We start from the raw sequence: 17,169 nt of genomic DNA on the forward strand, positions 1-17,169 counted from the left end.
TTACTCGGCGGTTTCGATTCCGTGTCCGCCGGGCATCAGACCAGGGCGCCGCGCGCAGGGCAATGATGCCCGCCCCGCTGCGAACGATCTCCATTTCTGCTGCGTGCAGTGTCCGCATGGTGAAACGCCATATCCGCTTCTCGGGATTGGGGTCATCATGTAACCTGCACGAAATTTCGCAGAGGGCCAACGTCGTCCCTCGGCACGCACCTATGCCACGACGACGACGGGAGAGCCGATGCGTTCCGCATCCACGCACTCCGCGACCGGCCTCAGCACCACCGCCTGGTCGCCCATGGACGGTCGCCCCGCCCAGCAGGGCATGTACGACCCGCGCAACGAGCACGACGCCTGTGGCGTCGGCTTTGTGGCCAACCTCAGCGGCGAGGCCAGCCACACGCTGGTCGAGCAGGCGCTGACCGTATTGCGGAACCTCGAGCACCGCGGTGCCACCGGATCCGAGCCGGACTCGGGCGACGGCGCCGGAATCCTGTCCCAGGTCCCGGACGCGTTCCTGCGCGAGGTGGCCGGATTCGAGCTCCCCGAGGCCGGCGCGTACGCCGTCGGCATCGCCTTCCTCCCCGCCGACGGCACCGCACAGGCCGTCGCCGTGGACCAGATCGAGGCCATCGCCGCCGAGGAGAACCTCACGGTCCTCGGCTGGCGCGAGGTCCCGGTCACCCCGGACCTGCTCGGCAACGGCGCCCGCGCCACCATGCCGGCCTTCTCCCAGCTCTTCGTGAGTGGGGGCACCTCCCAGACGGAGTCTGGGGGAGGAGCCACCGGCATCGAGCTGGACCGCAAGGCCTTCGTGCTGCGCAAGCGCGCCGAGCGCGAGGCCGGGGTCTACTTCCCGTCGCTCTCCGCCCGCACCATCGTCTACAAGGGCATGCTGACCACCGGCCAGCTCGAGCCCTTCTTCCCGGACCTCTCCGACCGCCGCTTCGCCTCGACGCTGGCCCTGGTCCACTCGCGGTTCTCGACCAACACCTTCCCGTCCTGGCCGCTGGCCCACCCGTACCGCTTCGTCGCGCACAACGGCGAGATCAACACGGTCAAGGGCAACCGGAACTGGATGAAGGCCCGCGAGTCCCAGCTCGCCTCCGACGTCTTCGGTGACGGCGCGCTGGAGCGGATCTTCCCGATCTGCACCCCGGACGCCTCCGACTCGGCCTCCTTCGACGAGGTCCTGGAGCTCCTGCACCTCGGCGGCCGCTCGCTGCCGCACAGCGTGCTGATGATGATCCCGGAGGCGTGGGAGAACCACACCTCCATGGACCCGGCCCGCCGCGCGTTCTACCAGTACCACTCCACGCTGATGGAGCCCTGGGACGGCCCGGCCTGCGTCACCTTCACCGACGGCACCCAGGTCGGCGCGGTCCTCGACCGCAACGGTCTGCGTCCCGGCCGCTACTGGGTCACCGACGACGGCCTCGTCGTCCTCGGCTCCGAGGTCGGCGTGCTCGACATCGACCCGGCCAAGGTCGTCCGCAAGGGCCGCCTGCAGCCCGGCAAGATGTTCCTCGTCGACACCGCCCAGAAGCGGATCATCGAGGACGACGAGATCAAGGCCGAGCTGGCCGGCGCCGCCCCGTACGCCGAATGGCTCGAGACCGGCGAGATCGAGCTGACGGACCTGCCCGAGCGCGAGCACATCGTGCACACCCACGCCTCGGTCACCCGCCGCCAGCAGACCTTCGGATACACCGAGGAAGAGCTGCGCGTCATCCTCGCGCCGATGGCCCGTACCGGCGGCGAGCCGCTCGGCTCCATGGGCACGGACTCCCCGATCGCGGCCCTGTCCGAGCGCCCCCGGCTGCTCTTCGACTACTTCACGCAGCTCTTCGCGCAGGTCACCAACCCGCCGCTGGACGCCATCCGCGAGGAGCTCGTCACCTCGCTGCTGTCCTCGCTGGGCCCGCAGGGCAACCTGCTGGAGCCGACCGCCGCGTCCTGCCGCAGCGTCACCCTGCCCTTCCCGGTGATCGACAACGACGAGCTGGCCAAGCTCATCCACGTCAACGCCGACGGCGACATGCCGGGCATGAAGGCCGCCACCCTCTCCGGCCTCTACCGGGTCTCCGGCGGCGGCGAGGCACTGGCCGCCCGCCTCGAGGAGATCCGCGGCGAGGTCGACGCGGCCATCGCGAGCGGCGCCCACCTGATCGTCCTCTCGGACCGCCACTCGGACGCCGAGCACGCACCGATCCCGTCGCTGCTGCTCACCTCCGCCGTGCACCACCACCTCATCGCCACCAAGCAGCGCACCCAGGTGGGCCTGCTGGTCGAGGCCGGCGACGTCCGCGAGGTCCACCACGTCGCGCTGCTCATCGGCTACGGCGCCGCGGCCGTGAACCCGTACCTCGCCATGGAGTCCGTCGAGGACCTGCTGCGCGCCGGTACGTTCCTGTCCGGCCTGGAGCCGGAGCAGGCCATCAAGAACCTGATCTACGCGCTCGGCAAGGGCGTCCTGAAGGTCATGTCCAAGATGGGCATCTCCACCGTCGCCTCCTACCGCGGCGCCCAGGTCTTCGAGGCCGTCGGCCTGAACGAGGAGTTCGTCGCCGCGTACTTCCAGGGCACCGCCACCAAGATCGGCGGCGCCGGCCTGGACGTCATCGCCAAGGAGGTGGCCGCGCGCCACGCCAAGGCGTACCCGGCCTCCGGCATCGCGGCCACGCACCGCGCGCTGGAGATCGGCGGCGAGTACCAGTGGCGCCGCGAGGGCGAGCCGCACCTGTTCGACCCGGAGACGGTCTTCCGCCTCCAGCACGCCACCCGCAACCGCCGGTACGACATCTTCAAGAAGTACACGGACCGGGTGAACGAGCAGTCCGAGCGGCTGATGACGCTCCGCGGGCTCTTCGGCTTCAAGACGGAGGACCGGCCCGCGATCTCGATCGACGAGGTCGAGTCGGTCGCCGACATCGTCAAGCGCTTCTCCACCGGCGCCATGTCGTACGGCTCCATCTCGAGCGAGGCACACGAGACCCTCGCCATCGCCATGAACCAGCTGGGCGGCAAGTCCAACACCGGTGAGGGCGGCGAGGACCCGGACCGCCTGTACGACCCGGCGCGGCGTTCGTCGATCAAGCAGGTCGCCTCCGGCCGCTTCGGCGTGACGAGCGAGTACCTGGTCAACGCGGACGACATCCAGATCAAGATGGCGCAGGGCGCCAAGCCCGGCGAGGGCGGCCAGCTGCCCGGCCACAAGGTCTACCCGTGGGTCGCCAAGACCCGGCACTCCACCCCGGGTGTCGGCCTGATCTCCCCGCCGCCGCACCACGACATCTACTCCATCGAGGACCTGGCTCAGCTGATCCACGACCTCAAGAACGCCAACCCGGCTGCACGCATCCACGTGAAGCTGGTGTCGGAGGTCGGTGTCGGCACCGTCGCCGCCGGTGTCTCCAAGGCCCACGCGGACGTCGTCCTCATCTCCGGCCACGACGGCGGTACGGGCGCCTCCCCGCTGACCTCGCTCAAGCACGCGGGCGGTCCCTGGGAGCTCGGCCTCGCCGAGACCCAGCAGACCCTGCTGCTCAACGGGCTGCGCGACCGCATCGTCGTCCAGACGGACGGCCAGCTCAAGACCGGCCGCGACGTCGTCATCGCCGCGCTGCTCGGCGCCGAGGAGTTCGGTTTCGCGACCGCGCCGCTCGTCGTCTCCGGCTGCGTCATGATGCGCGTCTGCCACCTGGACACCTGCCCGGTCGGCATCGCCACGCAGAACCCGGTCCTGCGCGACCGGTTCTCCGGCAAGCCCGAGTTCGTCGTCAACTTCTTCGAGTTCATCGCGGAGGAGGTCCGCGAGATCCTCGCCGAGCTGGGCTTCCGTACGATCGAGGAGGCCGTCGGCCACGCCGAGCTCCTCGACACCAGCAAGGCCGTCACGCACTGGAAGGCGCAGGGCCTCGACCTCGAGCCCCTCTTCCACGTGCCGGCGCTGCCCGAGGGCGCGGTCCGCCACGCCCTGATCGAGCAGGACCACGGCCTGGAGAAGGCCCTCGACAACGAGCTGATCGAGCTCGCGGCCGATGCGCTGAACGCCGACTCCGCCGAGGCGGCCCAGCCGGTCCGCGCCCAGATCGCCATCCGGAACATCAACCGGACCGTCGGCACCATGCTCGGACACAAGGTCACCAAGAAGTTCGGCGGTGCGGGCCTGCCCGACAACACCATCGACCTGACCTTCACGGGCTCGGCCGGCCAGTCGTTCGGCGCCTTCCTGCCGCGCGGTGTGACGCTGCGCCTGGAGGGCGATGCCAACGACTACGTCGGCAAGGGCCTGTCGGGCGGCCGGGTCGTGGTCCGCCCGGACCGCGGCGCCGACCACCTCGCCGAGTACTCGACCATCGCCGGCAACACCATCGGCTACGGCGCCACCGGCGGCGAGATGTTCCTGCGCGGCCGCACCGGCGAGCGCTTCTGCGTCCGCAACTCCGGTGCCCTGGTCGTCTCGGAGGGCGTGGGCGACCACGGCTGCGAGTACATGACCGGCGGCAGCGCGGTCGTCCTCGGCGAGACGGGCCGCAACTTCGCGGCCGGCATGTCGGGCGGCGTCGCGTACGTCATCGACCTCGACATCAACAACGTCAACGTCGGCAACACGGGCGCGGTGGAAGCCCTCTCCGACACCGACAAGCAGTGGCTGCACGATGTGGTGCGCCGCCACGAGGAGGAGACCGGCTCGACCGTGGCCGCGAAGCTCCTGGCTGACTGGTCCGTCTCCGCGGACCGCTTCAGCAAGATCATCCCGACCACGTACAAGGCAGTGCTCGCCGCCAAGGACGCCGCTGAGCTGGCCGGACTCTCGGAGTCCGAGACCACGGAGAAGATGATGGAGGCGGCGACCCATGGCTGACCCGAAGGGCTTCCTCACCACCGGGCGCGAGACCGCCTGTTCCCGTCCGGTCGCCGAGCGGCTGAAGGACTGGAACGAGGTCTACGTCCCGGGCTCGCTGCTCCCGATCATCAGCAAGCAGGCCGGCCGCTGCATGGACTGCGGCATCCCGTTCTGCCACAACGGGTGCCCGCTCGGGAACCTGATCCCGGAGTGGAACGACTTCGCGTACCGCGAGGACTGGTCGGCGGCCTCCGAGCGCCTGCACGCCACCAACAACTTCCCGGAGTTCACGGGCCGCCTGTGCCCCGCTCCGTGCGAGTCGGCGTGCGTGCTCGGCATCAACCAGCCGGCCGTCACGATCAAGAACGTCGAAGTCTCGATCATCGACAAGGCGTGGGACAACGGCAACGTGACCCCGCAGCCGCCGGAGCGGCTGTCCGGCAAGACGGCGGCCGTCATCGGCTCGGGCCCGGCCGGTCTCGCCGCGGCCCAGCAGCTGACCCGGGCCGGCCACACCGTGGTGGTGTACGAGCGCGCGGACCGCATCGGCGGCCTGCTGCGGTACGGCATCCCCGAGTTCAAGATGGAGAAGGTGCACATCAACCGCCGCATCGAGCAGATGCGCGCGGAGGGCACCAAGTTCCGTACCGGCATCGAGATCGGCCGCGACCTGTCCGCGACCGACCTGCGCAAGCGGTTCGACGCGGTCGTCGTCGCGGCCGGTGCCACGGTCTCCCGCGACCTGCCGGTCCCGGGCCGTGACCTCAAGGGCATCCACTTCGCGATGGAATACCTCCCCCTCGCGAACAAGGTCCAGGAGGGCGACTTCATGGCGCCCCCCATCACGGCCGAGGGCAAGCACGTGGTCGTCATCGGCGGCGGCGACACGGGCGCGGACTGCGTGGGCACCGCCCACCGCCAGGGCGCGGCCTCGGTCACGCAGCTGGAGATCATGCCCAGGCCGTCCGAGGACCGCCCCACGGGGCAGCCCTGGCCGACGTTCCCGATGCTCTACAAGGTCACCTCGGCGCACGAGGAGGGCGGCGAGCGGATCTACTCCGTCTCCACGACCCACTTCGAGGGCGACGAGGACGGCAACGTCCAGGCCCTGCACCTGGTCGAGGTCGCCTTCGAAGACGGCAAGCTGGTCCAGAAGCCCGGCACCGAGCGGGTCCTCCCGGCCCAACTGGTCACCCTGGCGATGGGCTTCACCGGCACGGACCAGGCCAACGGCCTGGTGTCCCAGTTCGGCCTGGAGCTGGACGAGCGCGGCAACGTCGCCCGCGACGCCTCGTACGCGACCAACGTCGACGGCGTCTTCGTGGCCGGCGACGCCGGCCGCGGCCAGTCCCTGATCGTCTGGGCGATCGCGGAGGGCCGCTCGGCGGCCCGAGGCGTGGACCGCTACCTGACCGGCAGCAGCGCCCTCCCGTACCCCGTCAAGCCGACGGACCGCTCCCTGATGGTCTGATCCCCTCGCCGAGCTCGCGCCGCTCGGGCGACCTGCAGTACCCCTCCCCTTTTCGGGGAGGACCCCTCATACGGTCCGCACAATGACGTGCGGAACTCCGACACAGCGCCCGTCATGTCCCCGACCAGGGATGACGGGCGCTGTGGCGTTCGCGGTCAGGCTTCGGGCGTGAACGCGTACCGAAGCTCGTAGAGGTGCCCGGCCTTCACCATGACGGTGGCCTCGACCGGGCGATCTCCGTCGCTGAACACGGTACGGAGCGTGCGCAGAACCGGCAGGTCGGTGGGCAGGCGCAGCCCGTGGCACTGGTCCTGCGTCGGGACGCGGGCGGAGACCCGGTCGATGCTCGTCCTCGGCGGATGGCCGAGTTCGGTGAGCAGCGTCGGGGTGCCGCCCTTGATCTTCCGGGCCTCGGACAGCGCGGTACCGCGGGCGATGTGCAGCGGGTAGTAGGAGCTGACGAGTTCGGCGGGTTCGTCGTCGATGCGGAGAAGCTGCCGACGCAGCAGCGCGGGCTCCTCCGCCTGGAGGCCGAGCGCCGCGGCCACATCGGCGGGCGGAGTTACCTCACCCACCTCCAGCAGGGTGCTGCGCGAGGTCGTGCCGTGCTTGGCGGCTTCGGCCAGCCAGGGGTACGCCGCACCGGCGGCAGCCGTCGTGAGGGAGCCCGCCGGGCTGATCGTCCGTTGCCGGTTCTCCCGTACGGTCACAGCGGCACCGGCGCGCCCGACGACGAGCCGCTCGTCCTTCAGTAGCTGCAATGCCTTCTGCACGGTGGCGCTGGACGCGTCGAACCTGTCCTTCAGGTGGGTGGTGGAGGGCAGCTTCGCGCCCGGTGCAAGGTCGCCGCTCATGATCTCGTCCCGTAGATCGGCGGCGATACGGGCGTGGAGCGACCGGCGGTCGAACGTGTCGTCATCAGTGGTCGGCACGGTCATCCGATCTTGAATTCGTAGCGCAACTGCTGCCGGTCGGCGGGCATCACCATCACGTCCGCCTGGATCGGCCGGTCGTCGGAGTCCAGCGTGACGCGGGCGATCCGGAGTACCGGTTCGCCCGGCCCCATGCGCAGCTGATCACGTTCGTCCGTCGACGGCATGCGTGCCGTGACCTTCTCGAGCGCCCTGACACCGACGTAACCGAGCTCGGCGAGGAGGGTGACCGCGCCGCCGCGGATCCTGCCGGTTGCAGCGAGGCGGGTGTCGGACGCGATCGAGGCGGGATAGTAGGTGTCCGTCAACTCACACGGGACCCCGTCGAGTTCGATGAGGCGGCGACGGGCGACCACCGTCTCGCCGGCCGTTGTCCCTAGCATCTGCGCGACTTCGGCCGAGGCGGCCTCCTCGCCGGCCTGCAGAATGCGCTGTCCGCCCGTGTGGCCGTGGGCCTGGGCCTCACTCGTCCACGCGTCGGATTCCCCGGCCGTGCGGGGCGCCAGGTACGGCATCGAGGTACTGGTCCACTCGCCGCTGCCCATGCTGTCCTCCCGTACGTCCGATCCGCGTGCGCGTCCCACGGTATGTGACGAGGGGGCTGTCCCCCTAGCCCCAAAACCTTGCTGCTTTTTTCGAATAGCGATACGGTCTGTGCGGCTTTGGAAGCTCAGCGTCAAGGCGGTGGACCGTCGTGTCCTCTTCTCGGCAACAGCGATTTCCTCGCGCCCGCACGTCAGCGCGTGCCGCCCGGCAGTTCGTCGGCGACACGCTCGGAGAGTGGGGGATCGGCGAGCGCCGTGACGACATACGCCTGTGCGCTTCGGAGCTCGCAGCCAATGCCGTGCTTCACGGGGTGCCGTTGGGGCGGGAGTTCTCGGTTCGGCTCGTCCGCGGGCCGGGAGTGGTGAGCATCGAGGTCCGGGACAGCGGGCCGGGTGTGCCGGAGGTGCGGCGCGCGGCCCCCGAGGAGTTCTGCGGTCGAGGTCTGTGGATGGTGAAGGAACTGTCCGATGAGTTCGGAGTCCAGGACGAAGGCGTGGGCAAGACGGTCTGGGTGCGCTTCAAGGTGGCTGCCGGCTGAGTGGCCGCCTCGCACGGCGCCCGTCATGTCCCCGACCAGGGATGACGGGCGCCGTGGCGTTTGCGGTCAGGCTTCGGGCGTGACGGGGCGGGGGTGGGTCGCTCGTGTGGGTGATGTGCAGCGGGGGTTGGGGGGCGCCGGGCTGTGCGGGGCATCGGCCGGATGGGCCATCTGCCGTGCGCCTGCGCGCGGTTGGGCGGGGTGCGGTCTGGTAACTGTGGGGCGCATGCCGTCCAAAATGATGTTGTGCTCGCTGCTTGGTGCCGCTTTGGTGCTGCCCGCTTCGCCTGCCGGGGGCGAGGGGCGGACCGTCGAGTACCGCGGGCTGCGGCTCAGGGTCCCCGGGGACTGGCGGGTCGTCGACCTCGAGCGGAATCCCGACGCCTGTCTGCGGCTGGATCTGCCGACCCTGTACCTCGGGCACGCCGGCAGCCAGGCCGAATGCAGCGGGCGGGCCGTTCGGAGCCGGGCCGACACCCTGCACCTGGAGCCGCTCGACGGGGCCCCGGCGCGGGCCGACATCCCGACCCTGCGGGTCGAGGGCTCCGGCGGGATCCCCGAGGCGGCGGGGGACAGCCACGAGGTCAGGTACGCCCTGCGGCGGTCCGGGGTGATGGCCACCCTCTCGTACGGGGAAGCGCCCGACGCCGTACGGGAGCTGCTCGCGCGGGCCCGTACCGGGGACGGCGCCGCCCCCGGGGCCCACGGCACCGCGGCCGAACCGGCGTCGGCCGTCGCCGGCCCGAAGGCCGTCACCGCCCAGGCGCCCTTCACCGGGGCCGGCTTCGACGCCTGCACCGCCCCGACCCAGCGCGCCATGGACGGCTGGCGGTCCGCATCCCCCTTCGGCGCCGTCGGCATCTACATCGGCGGCCGGGCCCGGGCCTGCGCCCAGCCGCAGCTCACCGCCGGCTGGGTCCGCAAGCAGGCCGAGGCGGGCTGGCACCTGATGCCGCTCTGGGTCGGCCCGCAGCCTTGGCACGGCTCCGGCACCGGCCTGTCCACCGACCCCTCCGAGGCGAACCAGGAGGGAATCGGCGCCGCCGAGGGCGCCGTCCAGGCGGCCCGGGCCCTGGGCCTGGCCGAGGGCACGGTGCTCTACAACGACCTCGAGCACTACACGGACCGCACCACCTGGGACCCGCCGGTCGTCGCCTACCTCACCGCCTGGACGGTCCGGCTGCACGAGCTCGGCTACCGCGCCGGCGCCTACGTGGCGGCGAGCTCCGGGGGCAAGGCGCTCAGCGACCACCACGACCAGGCCCCGTGGGCCATGCCCGACGTGCTGTGGATCGCCTCCTGGAACGCCAAGGCCACGGTCTCCGACGCCGATGTCGGCCTGCCCGCCGGCACGCACCAGTGGGCCGGCCGCCGACGCGCCCACCAGTACCGCGGCGACCACAACGACACGTACGACGGGGTGACGATCAACATCGACCGCAGCTGGATCGACATCGACCCCGGCGGGCTCGCCGATCCCGTACAGGCCAGGCCGCTGCTGCTCAGCTAGCCGGCTCCTCGCGCGGGGGCTCGTCGTCGTTGCCGCGGCGGATGGTGCGCAGAGGCTGGCCCGGGGTCCACGAGCGCACCACCAGGTCGTCCCCCTCGACGCCGATGTGCACCACCTCCGTCAGGTCCGCGTGGAAGAGGTGGAACGGGTGCGGGGTGTCCGTCTCCTCCGCGTACCGGTGCAGCTCCGGCGGGTCCACGAGCTCGATCGCCCGCCCCGAGATCCGTACGTCCCCGTCCGGCATCGTCTCGCCCTCGCCGGGGTTGGTGTGCAGCGCGAAGCGCGGGTCGCGCTGCAGGTCCCTGGCCTTCATCGAGCCCGGCATCATGCCGAGCCACAGCTCGCCGCCGCGGATGTCGACATTCAGCCCGGTCAGCCGGGGGGAGCCGTCCTTGCGCAGCGTGCCGAGGACGTGGTGCGGGTACTGCGCGAAGCGGGCCTGGACGGCCGCCGCGAAGTCCGGTTCCTGCTTCTCGAATGCTGCCCAGTTGTTCGTCGTCGTCATACGTCCATCAAAGCGCCTGGCACCGACAGCCGTCGCTCAGGCGCGCACGATGCCCGCCGCGCGGGCCGACGCCAGCCAGGACGGGAACTCCATGACCAGCCGGTCGAACAGGACGGAATCCGGTACCTCGCGCGGGTCCGGCCCCGCGTGGAAATAGCCCGCGTTGTCCACCACCCGCCGGGCCGGCACGGGCAGTTCGTCCAGCCGGCGCAGGAAGTCGAACTGCGTACTGCGCGTCTCGCCGAAGCCGACGAACTGCCAGAACAGCGGGAGCCGTGCCGCCTTGCACAGGTACCTCTCCGCCGCCGGCTTGTTGATCGGGCCGCCGTCCGTCTGGAAGACGACCAGAGCGGGTTTCGCCGACCCCGAATCCAGATAGTGGTCGATCACCGCGTCCATCGCCGCGTGGTACGCCGTCCTGCCCATGTGGCCGAGGCGGGAGGCGATCTGCGCGATCCGGCCCTGGTGCCCGGCGAGCGGGATCTCCTCCACCGCGTCGACCTCCGTGGAGAAGAACACCACCGGCACGCGGCCGTCGTCGTCCAGGTGCGCGGACAGGCCCAGCACCCGGTCGGCGAGCGCCTGCACGGTCCCGTCCTGGTAGTACGGGCGCATCGACCCCGAGTAGTCCAGGACCAGGTACACCGAGGCGCGTCTGCCCTCCAGGCCGTGCTTGCGCAGCGAGACGCCCGCGCTCTTGTAGAGGCTCACGAGCGCCGGAGCGGTCGCTTCCATCTTGCGGAGGTCGATCGCGCTGCCCGTCATGGGGCCGAGGGTACGTCAGCCCGCGGCGGCGCAGCCCCGGCGTGCGGCAGCGGGGCACGGCGCACCCGCGGCTACGCGCGCCCGTCCGCCTCGGCGCGGGCGTCGCCGGCCTCCAGCGCCGCGATGTCGTCGAGCACGGCGGCCGCGAGGTCCCGCTCCGAGGCGTGGTACCGCTCGGCCCACTTGAGGGCGAGCGCCGGGTAGGCCCAGGCGGGCTCCTCCTGCGCGCTCTCCCCGTCGGCCACCGCCCGCAGCCGCATCTGCTCCGCGAACTCCTGGTGACGGAGCAGGACTTCACGCATCCGCGCGGGCTCCAGAAGGTGGCCCAGCCACAGCCTCAGCATCGGCCCGTGCTTGAGGACGGGCGGGTCGACCGGGGCCTCGCGGGCCCAGGCCCGTACGGCCGCCGTGCCCTCGACGGTGATCCGGTACACCCGCTTGTCGCGGGTGCCGGTCTCCTGGGCGACGAGTCGGGAGGAGGCGTAGCCCGCCTTCTCCAGGCGCTTGAGCTCGCTGTAGATCTGGCTGAAGGAGGGGCTCCAGTAGAAGAAGCGCAGCGACCGGTCCGACCACTTCTTCAGGTCGTAGCCGGAGAGCTCCTCCCCGAAGGAGAGCAGCCCGAGTACCGCCCAACTGGTCGCCGGAAGCGGGTGCTTGTTCGTCTCGTCTGCCACGCACCGCAGTCTACGACCGGCCTCCGCGGCACCCCTTCCTCCCTTAGGACATGCCTGCTAGAAGTATTCCTATTAGAAGTAGGGAGGGGGGCCGACGGGTGATCTCGCTGGACGGGAAGGTCGTCGTCATCACGGGCGCCGGACGCGGGCAGGGCGCGGCGGAGGCCCGGCTGTGCGCGGGTGCCGGCGCGCGGGTGGTCGTCACGGACGTACGGGAGGAGGAGGGCCGGGCGGTCGCGGCCTCGCTCGGGGACCAGGGGCTGTACGTACGGCACGACGTGGCCGAGGCGGACAGCTGGGCGGAGGTCGTACGGGAGGCCGTACGCGCCTTCGGCACGGTCTCGGCGCTGGTCAACAACGCGGCGGTGTGGCGCACGGCCCACGTGGAGCGGCAGCGGCCCGAGGAGTTCGAGGCGCTGCTGCGGGTGAACCTGCTGGGGCCGTTCCTGGGGATCCAGGCGGTGGCGCCGGTGCTGCGGGCGGCCGGGGGCGGCTCGATCGTGAACATCTCCTCCACGGCCGGGCTGGTCGGGATCCCGGGCCACGCGGCGTACGGGTCCAGCAAGTTCGGGCTGCGCGGGCTGACCCGCTCGGCGGCGCTGGACCTGGCGGGGGACCGGATCCGGGTCAACTCGGTGCATCCGGGGGCGATCGACACGCCGATGATCTCCGAGGTCTCCGGGCAGGACTGGTCGCACGTGCCGCTGGGGCGGATGGGGCGGCCGGAGGAGGTGGGGGAGCTGGTGCTGTTCCTCTGCTCGGACGCGTCCTCGTACGTGACGGGCACGGAGTTCGCGGTGGACGGGGGGATGACGGCGCGATGATCGACGGCGGGACGAGTGCCGGGGCGAGGGGTGCCGGTGCGGCGGGCGACTCCCTTTCCCCCGAGGCACGGGCGCTGTGCGAGGCGATGGAGACGGCGTTCCCGGGGCCGGGGGACGTGGCGGCCCTGCGGGCGGCGGCCGCGGGCGGCCGGCCGGCGGGCCCGGAGGTGGCCTCGGTGCGGGACGCCGACGCCTCGGGTGTCCCGGTCCGCATCTACGACCCCGCGCCGGGCTCGACGGGCCGCCCTCTGGTGGTCTGGTTCCACGGCGGCGGCTGGGTGATGTGCGGGCTCGACACGCACGACGCGGTGTGCCGGTCGCTGGGCGCGGGTTCGGGTGCGGTGGTGGTCTCGGCCGACTACCGCCTCGCCCCGGAACACCCCTGGCCGGCGGCCCCGGACGACGCGCTGACGGTACTGCGGTGGGCGCGGGCGCACGCTCTCGCGCTCGGCTGCGATCCGGGCCGGGTGGTGGTGGCGGGGGACTCCAGCGGGGGCAACCTGGCGGCGGTGACGGCGCTGCGGGCGCCCGGGCTGGTGGCGGGCCAGCTGCTGGTCTATCCGCCGCTGGACGCGGCGATGGAGTCGGCGTCGGTGTCGCCGTACGCGGAAGGGCACTTCCACACCGCGGCCCACATGGCCTGGTACTGGGAGCAGTACGGCGGCGACCCCGCGCATCCGCACGTCTCGCCGCTGCGGGCCCGCGAGCTGTCGGGACTCCCGCGCACGCTGCTGGTGCTGGCCGACTGCGACCTGCTGCGGGACGAGGGCCTGGCGTACGCGCGCCGGCTGGGTGCAGCGGGGGTGGACTGCACGGTCCACGTGTACCCGGGGGTCTTCCACGGGTTCCTGGGCCTGCCGCTGCCGGCCGGCCGGACGGCCCTGACGGCCGCGGCGTCCTGGCTGCGAGCCTGCGAGTAAGGGGGCGGGGCGGCCGGATTCGAACCGGCGTCCTCCTCCATGCTGTGTAGGCGCACTACCTCTGTGCTACGACCCCGCCCTTGCGGTGGATCTTAGGCCAGGACCCGGCGCGGGCGCACGCGGATATTCCACGGCATGATGTGCTCATGTCGATGTTGCTCCGCAACGTGATCGTCCTGGCCGTGGAGTTCGGCGCCGCGCTGTTGCTGCGCGAGCCGGGCACCCCCTGGATCCCGGTGCTGCTGGCCGTGTTCGTCGTCGGTTCGGGCGTACTGCACGGCACCGAGGCCGAGTTCGTGCCCCGCTTCCTGGTCGCGCTGGCCGCGGTCGGCATCGCCGAGCTGGGCAGCCGGGCCTGGGCCTCGCCGGACGCCGTCCCCACGGCCGGCACCGGGGCCGCGATCCTCCTGGCCGTCCAGACGCTGGTCCTGATCCGCTGCTCCCTCCGCCGCCGTCGCGTCGCCTGAACCGAAACCTGCCGGCCAGGGCGGCTCCGCGGCGTCTGCCGTCGACCCCATGACGAGTTCAACGCGCACATCGCGGGCCGGATCGAGGTCGTCCGCGAGTTCCGCCGAGGCGTCGGCCGAAGGCTCCGCCGGGCCGGGGGAAAGGCCTGGCCCAGCGGTCGGAGATCGAAAACAATGGCCGTATGACGTCCCCGCAGCCCCGCGCCCGTGCCCGGTCCTTCGACACCGCCGCCGCGCTGTACTCGGCGAACCGGCCCGGGTATCCCGGGGAGCTGTTCGACGTCCTCGAGGCGCTGGCCGGGCGGGGACTGCGGGGGGCCAGGGTGGCCGACGTGGGGGCCGGGACCGGGATCGCCACCCGGCTGCTGCACGCCCGCGGTGCGGACGTCGTCGCCGTCGAGCCGGGCGACGGCATGGCCGCCGAGTTCCGGCGCGCGAACCCCGGGATCCCGCTCGTGCGCGGGGACGGCGACCGGCTGCCGCTCGCCAGCGCCGGGTTCGACTTCCTCACGTACGCCCAGGCCTGGCACTGGACCGACCCCGCCCGCTCCGTCCCCGAGGCCCGCCGCGTGCTGCGCCCCGGCGGCGCGCTCGCGCTCTGGTGGAACGACCTGGACACCGCCGTCCCCTGGATCGCCGAGCAGGACGAACGGATCCGGGCCCTGTTCGACGCCGGCGGGGTCACCTTGCGGGGTCTGCCGGCCGAGCCGGCATTCACCTCCCGCGAAGTGCGCTGGTCGCGCCGGATCCCGCTCGACGTCCACCTCGCCAACCACGCCAGCCACTCCGCGTTCCTGATGCTCGGGCCCGACGGCACCCGGGAGTTCCTCGAGGCCGAGCGGGTCCGGCTGAACCCGCTGTTCCCCGACGGGACGGTCGAGGAGCGCTACGTCGTCAGCCTCGGCGTGGCCCTCGTGTGAGACCGGTCGTCCTCGTGAGCACCGCTTCCGTCACCCGTCGCGTTCCTGGAGCACCGCCGTCCGGCACACCGACGGCGAGCCCCACGCGTCGCGCAGCGGCCGCGCCTTGCGCAGCCACAGGGAGAGGTCGAGCTCCTCCGTGTAGCCGACGGCCCCGTGGAGCTGCAGCGCCGTCATGGCCGCCGCATACGCCGCCTCGCCCGCGGTCAGCTTCGCCGCCGCGACCTCCCACGGCGCCAGGCCCAGTGCCGCCGCCCACACCAGTGGCCGCGCGAACTCCAGGGCCAGCAGCGTGTCCGCCAGCCGGTGCTTCACCGCCTGGAAGGCGCCGATCGGCGTGCCGAACTGCGTGCGCTGCTTCACGTACTGCACCGTGCTCGCCAGCAGGGCCTCGCCCACCCCCAGGCACTGCGCCGCCGTCAGCAGCCGCGCCCAGCCCAGGGCCGTCGCCGCCGCCGCCGAGACCCGGGGCCCGGCGGCCAGCAGCTCCCCCTCCGCCGCCGGCCGGGACAGCCGGCGCGCCGGGTCCGTGGACCCCAGCAGGTCCCCGGCCCCGCCCGCCAGCCGGAGCTCGCCCGCCGCCGACACCGTGAAGCAGTACGTCGCCGCATCCGCGTCCAGTACGTACGGACCCCCGCCCGGCAGCGTCAGCGTGGCCAGGGCCTCGCCCGCCACCAGCCCCGGCAGGAAGCGCTTCGCCGGCCCCTCCTCCCCGGCCGCCCCGAGCGCCGACAGGAGCACGGCCGCCGCAGCCGTCTCCACCACCGGGCCCGGCATCCCCGCCCGGCCCAGCTCCACGAAGCCGAGGGCCAGCTCCACCGGCAGCAGCCCCGCCCCGTCATGCGCCTCGTCCGCCGCCAGCGCGAACAGGCCCGTCCCGGCGAGCCGGGCCCACACCGCCCGCCCCGGCCCGTGGTCCCCGGAGCCCCAGGCCCGTACGGCCGCCGGCACGTCCGAGGCGCCGAGCAGGCCCTGCAGCGTACGGGCGAAGTCCGACTGTTCCGCGGTCGGCAGGAAGCGCATCAGCGGCGGCCCTTCGGGAGGCCGAGCAGGCGCTCGGCGATGATGTCGCGCTGGATCTCGTTCGTGCCCGCGTAGATCGGCCCGGCCAGCGAGAAGACCCAGGGCTCCGCCCACGCGCCCTCCGCCAGTTCCGCGTCCGCGCCCAGCAGGTCCAGCGCCGTCTCGTGCAGGGCGATGTCGTACTCCGACCAGAACACCTTGTTCAGGCTGGACTCGGCGCCGATCCGCTCGCCCGCCGCGAACCGCGAGGCCGCGGTCCAGGTGAACAGCTCGTACGCGCGCGCCCCGACCGCCGCGTCCGCCACCCGGTCCCGCAGCGCGGTGTCCGCCGGATCCCCGGCCGCCCGCCACAGCCCGGCCAGCCGGTCCGCCGCCGCGAGGAAGCGCCCCGGCGAACGCAGCGTCAGCCCGCGCTCGTTGCCCGTCGTCGACATCGCGATCCGCCAGCCCTGCCCCGGCTCCCCGATCACGTCCGTGTCCGGTACGAAGACCTCGTCGAGGAAGAGCTCCGCGAAGGCGGGCTTCCCGTCCAGCCGGCCGATGGGCCGTACCGTCACCCCCGGCGCGCGCAGGTCGAACATCAAGTACGTCAGCCCCTGGTGCGGTTTCGCGGCCCCCGGGTCCGTACGGAAGACGCCGAACGCCCGGTCCGCGAACGCCGCCCGCGAGGACCAGGTCTTGTGCCCGGACAGCAGCCAGCCGCCTCCGGTGCGCACGGCCCGCGACCTCAGCGAGGCCAGGTCGGAGCCCGCCTCCGGCTCCGACCAGGCCTGTGCCCAGATCACCTCGCCGGCCGCCATCGGCGGCAGCACCCGCGCCCGCTGCTCGGGCGTCCCGTGGTCGAAGAGGGTCGGTGCGAGGAGGCTGATGCCGTTCTGGGAGACCCGGCCGGGCGCGCCCGCCGCCCAGTACTCCTCCTCGAAGACCAGCCACCGCTCGATGTCCACGCCGCGGCCGCCGTACTCCTCGGGCCAGGACACCGCCGACCAGCGGTCCGCGTGCAGCTGCGCCTCCCACTCCCGGTGCGCCGCGAAGCCCTCCGCCGTCTCCAGGGAGGGCAGGGGGGAGCGCGGGACGTGGCCGGCGAGCCAGGCGCGCGCCTCGGCCCGGAAGGCCTCCACCTCCGGTGCGTGGGTCAGGTCCATCAGCTGTTCGCCTCCGTCGCAGGGGCCTGGGTACGCGTTCCCCGAGTGTTCCCTAACAAGTGTTTGGTAGGTTAACGTACGGC

General features: G+C 72.3%; 15 protein-coding genes and 1 tRNA gene. 8 read left to right on the top strand and 8 right to left on the bottom strand.

Translation table 11 applies throughout. The annotated features are described in order from the left end of the window. Nucleotides 1–295 precede the first annotated feature (295 nt). Together gltB and IF09_RS0104215 are read left to right on the top strand one after the other, a co-directional pair. Nucleotides 296–4,864, top strand: a complete 4,569-nt coding sequence (gene gltB / locus IF09_RS0104210; RefSeq protein ID WP_030292021.1) for a glutamate synthase large subunit — start codon at nt 296–298, stop codon at nt 4,862–4,864. Next, a complete protein-coding gene (locus IF09_RS0104215) occupies nt 4,857–6,317 on the top strand; it encodes a glutamate synthase subunit beta (RefSeq protein ID WP_030292023.1) in 1,461 nt (486 codons plus the stop codon). Before gltB ends, IF09_RS0104215 begins: the two co-directional genes overlap by 8 nt. 155 nt (nt 6,318–6,472) lie before the next feature. Here IF09_RS0104215 and IF09_RS0104220 read toward each other — a convergent pair whose 3' ends face one another. Together IF09_RS0104220 and IF09_RS0104225 are read right to left on the bottom strand one after the other, a co-directional pair. Next, complete coding sequence (locus IF09_RS0104220) at nt 6,473–7,255, bottom strand: GntR family transcriptional regulator (RefSeq protein WP_030292025.1); 783 nt, start codon at nt 7,253–7,255, stop codon at nt 6,473–6,475. After that, a complete protein-coding gene (locus IF09_RS0104225) occupies nt 7,252–7,794 on the bottom strand; it encodes a GntR family transcriptional regulator (RefSeq protein ID WP_030292027.1) in 543 nt (180 codons plus the stop codon). Before IF09_RS0104225 ends, IF09_RS0104220 begins: the two co-directional genes overlap by 4 nt. A gap of 149 nt (nt 7,795–7,943) precedes the next feature. On the opposite strand from IF09_RS0104225, the gene IF09_RS0104230 reads away from it, so the two are divergent. After that, a complete protein-coding gene (locus IF09_RS0104230) occupies nt 7,944–8,333 on the top strand; it encodes an ATP-binding protein (RefSeq protein ID WP_030292029.1) in 390 nt (129 codons plus the stop codon). A 226-nt stretch (nt 8,334–8,559) separates the two neighbouring features. Then, the gene (locus tag IF09_RS0104235) at nt 8,560–9,843 is read left to right on the top strand and encodes a DUF1906 domain-containing protein (protein WP_158709905.1); all 1,284 of its coding nucleotides are present in this window, start codon (nt 8,560–8,562) and stop codon (nt 9,841–9,843) included. Here IF09_RS0104235 and IF09_RS0104240 read toward each other — a convergent pair. The 3 genes from IF09_RS0104240 to IF09_RS0104250 all read right to left on the bottom strand — a co-directional run bounded on the left by IF09_RS0104240 (nt 9,836) and on the right by IF09_RS0104250 (nt 11,787). Then, on the bottom strand, nt 9,836–10,348 hold the full coding sequence (locus tag IF09_RS0104240) for a pyridoxamine 5'-phosphate oxidase family protein (RefSeq protein ID WP_030292033.1): 513 nt from the start codon (nt 10,346–10,348) through the stop codon (nt 9,836–9,838). The genes IF09_RS0104235 and IF09_RS0104240 overlap by 8 nt on opposite strands. 36 nt (nt 10,349–10,384) lie before the next feature. Further along, the gene (locus tag IF09_RS0104245; protein WP_030292035.1) at nt 10,385–11,113 is read right to left on the bottom strand and encodes a VWA domain-containing protein; all 729 of its coding nucleotides are present in this window, start codon (nt 11,111–11,113) and stop codon (nt 10,385–10,387) included. A gap of 71 nt (nt 11,114–11,184) precedes the next feature. Beyond that, nucleotides 11,185–11,787 carry a PadR family transcriptional regulator gene (locus tag IF09_RS0104250; RefSeq protein ID WP_030292037.1) on the bottom strand — a complete coding sequence of 201 codons (603 nt, stop codon included), beginning with the start codon at nt 11,785–11,787 and terminating at the stop codon, nt 11,185–11,187. 98 nt (nt 11,788–11,885) lie between these two features. On the opposite strand from IF09_RS0104250, the gene IF09_RS0104255 reads away from it, so the two are divergent. Beyond that, the gene (locus IF09_RS0104255; protein ID WP_030292038.1) at nt 11,886–12,611 is read left to right on the top strand and encodes an SDR family NAD(P)-dependent oxidoreductase; all 726 of its coding nucleotides are present in this window, start codon (nt 11,886–11,888) and stop codon (nt 12,609–12,611) included. After that, complete coding sequence (locus tag IF09_RS0104260; RefSeq protein WP_051832077.1) at nt 12,608–13,531, top strand: alpha/beta hydrolase; 924 nt, start codon at nt 12,608–12,610, stop codon at nt 13,529–13,531. Before IF09_RS0104255 ends, IF09_RS0104260 begins: the two co-directional genes overlap by 4 nt. Nucleotides 13,532–13,534: 3 nt before the next feature. Here IF09_RS0104260 and IF09_RS0104265 read toward each other — a convergent pair. Beyond that, nucleotides 13,535–13,609 (bottom strand) — tRNA-Ala (locus IF09_RS0104265). A gap of 68 nt (nt 13,610–13,677) precedes the next feature. Between IF09_RS0104265 and IF09_RS0104270 the strand changes: the two genes are divergently transcribed. Together IF09_RS0104270 and IF09_RS0104275 are read left to right on the top strand one after the other, a co-directional pair. Then, a complete protein-coding gene (locus IF09_RS0104270; RefSeq protein WP_030292040.1) occupies nt 13,678–13,998 on the top strand; it encodes a hypothetical protein in 321 nt (106 codons plus the stop codon). A gap of 182 nt (nt 13,999–14,180) precedes the next feature. Beyond that, on the top strand, nt 14,181–14,918 hold the full coding sequence (locus tag IF09_RS0104275) for a class I SAM-dependent methyltransferase (protein WP_030292041.1): 738 nt from the start codon (nt 14,181–14,183) through the stop codon (nt 14,916–14,918). A 30-nt stretch (nt 14,919–14,948) separates the two neighbouring features. On the opposite strand, the gene IF09_RS0104280 is transcribed toward IF09_RS0104275, so the two are convergent. Further along, nucleotides 14,949–15,941 carry an acyl-CoA dehydrogenase family protein gene (locus tag IF09_RS0104280; RefSeq protein WP_030292043.1) on the bottom strand — a complete coding sequence of 331 codons (993 nt, stop codon included), beginning with the start codon at nt 15,939–15,941 and terminating at the stop codon, nt 14,949–14,951. Continuing rightward, nucleotides 15,941–17,086 carry an acyl-CoA dehydrogenase family protein gene (locus tag IF09_RS0104285; RefSeq protein WP_030292045.1) on the bottom strand — a complete coding sequence of 382 codons (1,146 nt, stop codon included), beginning with the start codon at nt 17,084–17,086 and terminating at the stop codon, nt 15,941–15,943. Before IF09_RS0104285 ends, IF09_RS0104280 begins: the two co-directional genes overlap by 1 nt. Nucleotides 17,087–17,169 lie beyond the last annotated feature (83 nt).

Source organism: Streptomyces katrae (assembly GCF_000717655.1).
GTDB classification, from domain to species: Bacteria; Actinomycetota; Actinomycetes; order Streptomycetales; family Streptomycetaceae; genus Streptomyces; species Streptomyces katrae_B.

Excerpts from the sequence above, each read along its gene's own strand:
- gltB (WP_030292021.1), top strand. The coding sequence starts at position 296 with ATGGACGGTCGCCCCGCCCAGCAGGGCATGTACGACCCGCGCAACGAG.
- IF09_RS0104215 (WP_030292023.1), top strand. The coding sequence starts at position 4,857 with ATGGCTGACCCGAAGGGCTTCCTCACCACCGGGCGCGAGACCGCCTGT.
- IF09_RS0104220 (WP_030292025.1), bottom strand. The coding sequence starts at position 7,255 with ATGACCGTGCCGACCACTGATGACGACACGTTCGACCGCCGGTCGCTC.
- IF09_RS0104225 (WP_030292027.1), bottom strand. The coding sequence starts at position 7,794 with ATGGGCAGCGGCGAGTGGACCAGTACCTCGATGCCGTACCTGGCGCCC.
- IF09_RS0104235 (WP_158709905.1), top strand. The coding sequence starts at position 8,560 with ATGCCGTCCAAAATGATGTTGTGCTCGCTGCTTGGTGCCGCTTTGGTG.
- IF09_RS0104240 (WP_030292033.1), bottom strand. The coding sequence starts at position 10,348 with ATGACGACGACGAACAACTGGGCAGCATTCGAGAAGCAGGAACCGGAC.
- IF09_RS0104245 (WP_030292035.1), bottom strand. The coding sequence starts at position 11,113 with ATGACGGGCAGCGCGATCGACCTCCGCAAGATGGAAGCGACCGCTCCG.
- IF09_RS0104260 (WP_051832077.1), top strand. The coding sequence starts at position 12,608 with ATGATCGACGGCGGGACGAGTGCCGGGGCGAGGGGTGCCGGTGCGGCG.
- IF09_RS0104270 (WP_030292040.1), top strand. The coding sequence starts at position 13,678 with ATGTCGATGTTGCTCCGCAACGTGATCGTCCTGGCCGTGGAGTTCGGC.
- IF09_RS0104275 (WP_030292041.1), top strand. The coding sequence starts at position 14,181 with ATGACGTCCCCGCAGCCCCGCGCCCGTGCCCGGTCCTTCGACACCGCC.
- IF09_RS0104280 (WP_030292043.1), bottom strand. The coding sequence starts at position 15,941 with ATGCGCTTCCTGCCGACCGCGGAACAGTCGGACTTCGCCCGTACGCTG.
- IF09_RS0104285 (WP_030292045.1), bottom strand. The coding sequence starts at position 17,086 with ATGGACCTGACCCACGCACCGGAGGTGGAGGCCTTCCGGGCCGAGGCG.